Below are 2,906 nucleotides of genomic sequence, written 5' to 3'. Positions count from 1 at the left end.
CGGTAGGGTCCCGGCATGACCAGGGAACCCGCGTTCTACCTCCGGCTCCTGCGCACCGAACTCGACGCCTTCCGGGCCACGCTGGGCGGCGACCTCGACGCCCCCGTCGCCCACTGCGCCCCGTGGACGCTGCGCGACCTCGCCGGCCATCTGGGCAGCGGCAATCTGTGGGTGGTCACCGCGATAGCCGAGGGGCGCGGCGACCACCACCCGGCCGCCCCGGAGGGCGACGCGGCGCTGCGCGCCTGGTACGAGGAGAGCGCAGCGGCGCTGCTCGCCGCGCTGGACACCGATCCGGCCACCCCGGCCTGGACGTTCGTGGCACCGCACACGGTCGGGTTCTGGCAGCGGCGGCGGGCCCAGGAGACCCTGATCCACCGGTGGGACGCGCAGCACGCGCTGGGCGCGGGGCAACCGCCCGGCCCCGAGCCGGCGGCGGACGGCATCGCCGAGGTGGTCGAGGTGATGGCGCCGCGCATGGTCGAACGCGGCCTGGCGCCGGTGCCGGAGCGGGCGCTGCGGCTGGTGGCGGACGACCTCGGCCGGTCCTGGACGTACGGGCCGGGCGAGCCGGTGGCGACCCTGAGCGGCCCGGCCGGGCTGCTGCTCCTGCTGCTGTGGGGCCGGGCGGCCGACGCCGCTCCCGGGCTGGAGTGGCGCGGCGACCGGGCGGCGGGGCGGCGGGTGCTGGCCGGGCCGCTCACCCCCTGACCGGTTCCGTGCGGCGGCGGGGGCACCGGCCGGCGGCGTTGGCGGTTTTCCGTGGCAGGACGGCAGCGCAGCCCCTGGGACCGCGGCCGCGCCGTCGTTAGCGTCGGTGCGACCCGCCCCGTACGACCCGTGAAGGACCTCGCCGTGCCCCTGCGACCGCTGCGCCTCGCCGCGCATGCCGAACTGGTCTCCCTCGTGGCCCTGCTGGCCAACCTCGCCACCGTCCATCTGGCGCCCGTCTCCTCCCTGCTGGGGCCGCTGCACGGCTGCGCGTACCTGTTGGTGGTGCTGCTGGCCTGGCGGCTGCCCCGGGCCACCCCGGCGGTGAGGGCGCTGTCGCTCGTCCCGGGCGTGGGCGGGCTGCTGGCCCTGCGCGCGGCCGGTCCGGCGCCCGCGGGGCGGCCGGCCGCCGGGTAACCGCCCCCGCCCCGGCTCCTTTCCGGGTGGACTGTCGCGGGACGGCGAAGAGTGTCATGCTCGTACTCCTCGCAGTCGCCATCTCCTTCTCCGTCTCCGTCTCCTCGCCGCCGACGCTCGTCACCGCATCAGCACGTGGCACGACAAGGCGGTCGGGGAGTGGCCGGGGCCCCGTCGCCGGGGGTGAGCCCGTGACCGAACCACTTCCGGATCTGCGCCGGTTGCAGCCGCATCAGCTCATGGGCATCCGCTGTGTCCTGTGCAATCGCTACCTGGGGGCCATGGCCCGGCGGCTCGGCCCGCCGCTGCTCGACCGCTGGGGCTACCGGTACCAGCTGTACGCGTGCCGCCCGCACTGCCCGCTGCGGCGGTTCCCCGAGTCATAGCTCCAGGGCGAGGTGCTCGGCGAAGGCCGCCCGGCCCAGCTCGGTGACGGTCACCGCCCGCGTCATCCGGTCCCGGGCGAGCCAGCCGCACTCCAGCGCGTGCCGGCACAGCGCCGCGCCCACCGTGCCCGCCAGGTGCGGGCGGCGCACCGTCCAGTCCAGGCAGGACCGCACCAGCGGGCGGCGCCCGGCGGCCGGGAGGGAGATGCCGAGGCCCGCGAGCCAGACGGCGCCGTCGCCGGTCAGCCGCACGCCCTGCTGCCAGTCCAGCAGGCCCTGCTCGGTCATCGCGTCGGTCACCGCCACCCCCACCGTGCCGGCCAGGTGGTCGTAGCAGGTCCTGGCGTGCGCCAGCGCGTCCCGGCGGCGGGTCCCCGACAGCGAGCGGGCGGAGGTGCCGAGGACGCCGTCGCCCGCGAGGGCGGCCAGGTTCTCCAGCAGATCGGCGACCTGCGGATCGACCAGCCGGACGTAACGGTGCCGGCCCTGGCGCTCCTCGGTGAGCAGACCGCCGCGGACCAGCAGGTTCAGGTGCTCGGTCGCCGTCGAGGGCGCCACGCCGGTGTGCCGGGCCACCTCCGTCGGGGTCCAGGCGCGCCGGTCCAGCAGCGCCCAGCAGATCCGGGCGCGGGTGCCGTCGGCCAGCAGCCGGGCGACGGCGGCGAGGTCGGGAGCGGTGTCCATGGTCCCAGTGTCCCTCCGGGACCCTTCGGTCCCGGCCGAAATATCCGGGTTCTAGGATCCGGTCATGACCATGACGCTCGGGGAGATGATCGCCGTATTCTGCGCCGGCCTCGCGGCCGGCGGCATCAACACCGTGGTGGGATCCGGCACCCTCATCACCTTCCCCGTGCTGCTGGCGACCGGGCTGCCGCCCGTCACCGCCACCGTCTCCAACGCCCTCGGGCTGATACCCGGCTCCCTCAGCGGCGCCATCGGCTACCGGCGGGAGCTGCGCGGCCAGGGGCGGCGGATCCTGCGGTTCGGCGCCGGGGCGCTGCTCGGCGGCGTGACCGGCGCCGTCCTGCTGCTGGCGCTGCCCGCCACCGCCTTCGAACGGATCGTGCCGGTCCTCGTCGGCCTCGCCCTCGTCCTGGTGGTGCTCCAGCCCCGGATCGCCCGGGCGGTACGGGAGCGGCGCGAGCGCACCGGGCGCGCCGCGCGGCCGGACGGCGGGCCGCTGCTCTCCGTCGGCCTCGCCCTGGCCAGCGTCTACGGCGGCTACTTCGCCGCCGCCCAGGGGATCATCTACATGTCCCTGATGGGCATGCTGCTCGACGACAGCATGCAGCGGCTCAACGCCGTCAAGAACGTCCTGGCCGCCCTGGTCAACACCGTGGCCGCCGTCTTCTTCCTCTTCGCCGCCGACTTCCACTGGACGGCCGTCGCCCT

At 75.9% G+C, this 2,906-nt stretch carries 5 protein-coding genes; 4 read left to right on the top strand and 1 reads right to left on the bottom strand.

Annotation, left to right across the window (positions count from 1 at the left end):
* The first annotated feature begins 15 nt into the window (after positions 1-15).
* The 3 genes from ACFV5N_RS26540 (at position 16) to ACFV5N_RS26530 (ending at position 1,514) form a co-directional block, all read left to right on the top strand.
* Positions 16-711, top strand: coding sequence for a maleylpyruvate isomerase family mycothiol-dependent enzyme (locus ACFV5N_RS26540; RefSeq protein WP_385604691.1), 696 nt, complete (start codon positions 16-18; stop codon positions 709-711).
* Positions 712-855: 144 nt separating this feature from the next.
* Positions 856-1,128, top strand: coding sequence for a DUF3817 domain-containing protein (locus tag ACFV5N_RS26535; protein ID WP_385604688.1), 273 nt, complete (start codon positions 856-858; stop codon positions 1,126-1,128).
* Between the two features lie 191 nt (positions 1,129-1,319).
* Positions 1,320-1,514 (top strand): hypothetical protein, encoded by a 195-nt coding sequence (locus tag ACFV5N_RS26530; RefSeq protein WP_019431944.1) that lies wholly within the window; start codon positions 1,320-1,322, stop codon positions 1,512-1,514.
* On the opposite strand, the gene ACFV5N_RS26525 is transcribed toward ACFV5N_RS26530, so the two are convergent.
* Positions 1,509-2,198, bottom strand: coding sequence for an ArsR/SmtB family transcription factor (locus tag ACFV5N_RS26525; protein WP_385604686.1), 690 nt, complete (start codon positions 2,196-2,198; stop codon positions 1,509-1,511). The genes ACFV5N_RS26530 and ACFV5N_RS26525 overlap by 6 nt on opposite strands.
* A 70-nt stretch (positions 2,199-2,268) precedes the next feature.
* On the opposite strand from ACFV5N_RS26525, the gene ACFV5N_RS26520 reads away from it, so the two are divergent.
* The coding region (locus ACFV5N_RS26520; RefSeq protein ID WP_385604694.1) for a sulfite exporter TauE/SafE family protein at positions 2,269-2,906 on the top strand (638 nt) is incomplete at its 3' end.

The sequence above is a fragment of the Streptomyces sp. NPDC059853 genome (assembly GCF_042731495.1).
Taxonomy (GTDB): domain Bacteria; phylum Actinomycetota; class Actinomycetes; order Streptomycetales; family Streptomycetaceae; genus Streptomyces.
This window is presented reverse-complemented; position numbering and strand designations above follow the sequence as displayed.